We start from the raw sequence: 2,800 nt of genomic DNA, 5'->3' as shown, positions 1-2,800 counted from the left end.
TGACGCGCGAGCGCGCCGGCTTCGAGGTGCGCGACGTGCACGTCACGCACTACGGCCGCGTCTGCCCGATCGAAACGCCGGAAGGCCCGAACATTGGCCTGATCAACTCGCTGGCCCTGTACGCCCGCCTCAACGAGTACGGCTTCATCGAGACGCCGTACCGCCGCGTGGTGGACGGCCAGGTCACGAACCAGATCGACTACCTGTCCGCCATCGAGGAAGGCAAGTACGTCATCGCCCAGGCCAACGCCGCGCTCGACAAGGACGGTCGCCTGGTGGGCGAGCTGGTCTCCGCGCGCGAGAAGGGCGAATCCATCCTGACCGGCCCCGACACCATCCAGTACATGGACGTGTCGCCAGCGCAGATCGTGTCGGTGGCCGCTTCGCTGGTGCCCTTCCTGGAGCACGACGACGCCAACCGCGCGCTGATGGGCGCCAACATGTCTCGTCAGGCCGTGCCCGTGCTGCGCCCCGAGAAGCCCTTCGTGGGCACCGGCATCGAGCGCGTGGCCGCGGTCGACTCCGGCACGGTGGTGACGGCCACCCGCGGTGGCGTGGTCGACTACGTCGACGCCACCCGCATCGTGATCCGCGTCAACGACGAGGAAGCGGTGGCCGGCGAAGTGGGCGTGGACATCTACAACCTCATCAAGTACCAGCGCTCCAACCAGAACACCAACATCCACCAGCGCCCCATCGTCAAGAAGGGCGACAAGCTGGCCAAGGGTGACGTGATCGCGGACGGCGCGTCCACCGACCTCGGCGAAATCTCGATCGGCCAGAACATGCTGATCGCCTTCATGCCCTGGAACGGCTACAACTTCGAGGACTCGATCCTCATCAGCGAACGCGTGGTGGCCGACGACCGCTACACCAGCATCCACATCGAGGAGCTGGTGGTGATGGCGCGCGACACCAAGCTGGGCGCCGAGGAAATCACCCGCGACATCCCGAACCTGGCCGAGCAGCAGCTCAACCGCCTGGACGAGTCCGGCATCATCTACGTGGGCGCCGAAGTGCTGCCCGGCGACGTGCTGGTCGGCAAGGTCACGCCCAAGGGCGAGACCACGCTCACGCCCGAAGAGAAACTGCTGCGCGCGATCTTCGGCGAGAAGGCCTCCGACGTGAAGGACACCTCGCTGCGCGTCGAGCAGGGCTCGCAGGGCACGGTGATCGACGTGCAGGTCTTCACCCGTGAAGGCATCCAGCGCGACAAGCGCGCCCAGCAGATCATCGACGACGAGCTCAAGCGCTTCCGCCTCGACCTCAACGACCAGCTGCGCATCGTCGAGGCCGACGCCTTCGACCGCATCGAAAAGCTGCTGGTGGGCAAGGTCGCCAACGGCGGCCCGAAGAAGCTGGCCAAGGGCACCACCATCGACAAGGCCTACCTGGCCGACGTCGAGAAGTACCACTGGTTCGACATCCGCCCCGCGGACGACAACGTGGCCGCGCAGCTCGAGTCGATCAAGAACTCGATGGAGCAGACGCGCCACAGCTTCGACCTCGCGTTCGAAGAGAAGCGCAAGAAGCTCACGCAGGGCGACGAGCTGCCCGCCGGCGTGCTCAAGATGGTCAAGGTCTACCTGGCCGTCAAGCGCCGCCTGCAGCCCGGCGACAAGATGGCCGGCCGCCACGGCAACAAGGGCGTGGTCTCCAAGATCGTGCCCGTGGAAGACATGCCGCACATGGCCGACGGCACCCCCGCCGACGTGGTGCTCAACCCGCTGGGCGTGCCGTCGCGCATGAACGTGGGCCAGGTGCTGGAAGTGCACCTGGGCTGGGCCGCCAAGGGCCTGGGCCAGCGCATCGGCGACATGCTGCAGCGCGAAGCCAAGGTGGCGGAGGTGCGCCAGACCCTCGAGTCCATCTTCAACACCATGGGCAAGAAGGAAGACTTCGCCGACCTGTCCGACGCCGAGGTCATCGAGATGGCGCAGAACCTGCAGCACGGCGTGCCCTTCGCGTCGCCCGTGTTCGACGGTGCCTCGGAAGACGAGATCCGCGCCATGCTGAAGCTGGCCTACCCGGACGACATCGCCGCGATCAAGGGCCTGACCGAGACGCGCACCCAGGCGCAGCTCTACGACGGCCGCACCGGCGACGCCTTCGAGCGCAAGACCACCGTGGGCTACATGCACTTCCTCAAGCTGCACCACCTGGTCGACGACAAGATGCACGCCCGTTCTACCGGCCCGTACTCGCTCGTCACCCAGCAGCCGCTGGGCGGCAAGGCGCAGTTCGGTGGCCAGCGTTTCGGCGAGATGGAGGTCTGGGCGCTGGAAGCTTACGGCGCGTCCTACATCCTGCAGGAGATGCTCACCGTCAAGTCCGACGACGTGCAGGGCCGCACCAAGGTGTACGAGTCCATCGTCAAGGGCGAGCACACCATCGACGCGGGCATGCCCGAGTCGTTCAACGTGCTGGTCAAAGAGATCCGTTCGCTCGGTATCGATATCGAACTCGAGCGTTCGTGATCCACAGAAGTAAAGGAAAGCTCACATGAAATCCTTGCTCGACCTGTTCAAGCAGTTCACGCCCGACGAGCATTTCGATGCCATCCGCATCGGCCTGGCCTCGCCGGAAAAAATCCGCTCCTGGTCCTTCGGTGAAGTCAAGAAGCCCGAGACCATCAACTACCGCACCTTCAAGCCGGAACGCGACGGCCTGTTCTGCGCCAAGATCTTCGGTCCCATCAAGGACTACGAGTGCCTGTGCGGCAAGTACAAGCGCCTGAAGCACCGTGGCGTGATCTGCGAGAAGTGCGGCGTCGAAGTGACCCAGACCAAGGTGCGCCGCG

Annotated in this window: 2 protein-coding genes; both read left to right on the top strand. The window is 65.2% G+C overall.

Features of this window, described 5'->3' with window-relative positions; translation table 11 throughout:
* A partial coding sequence (gene rpoB, locus BGO22_RS08070; RefSeq protein WP_286849992.1) for a DNA-directed RNA polymerase subunit beta occupies nt 1-2,477 on the top strand: 2,477 nt, incomplete at its 5' end.
* A gap of 25 nt (nt 2,478-2,502) precedes the next feature.
* A partial coding sequence (locus tag BGO22_RS08065) for a hypothetical protein (protein ID WP_286849989.1) occupies nt 2,503-2,800 on the top strand: 298 nt, incomplete at its 3' end.

The organism is Hydrogenophaga sp. 70-12 (genome assembly GCF_001897365.1).
GTDB lineage: Bacteria > Pseudomonadota > Gammaproteobacteria > Burkholderiales > Burkholderiaceae_C > Hydrogenophaga > Hydrogenophaga borbori.
This window is presented reverse-complemented; position numbering and strand designations above follow the sequence as displayed.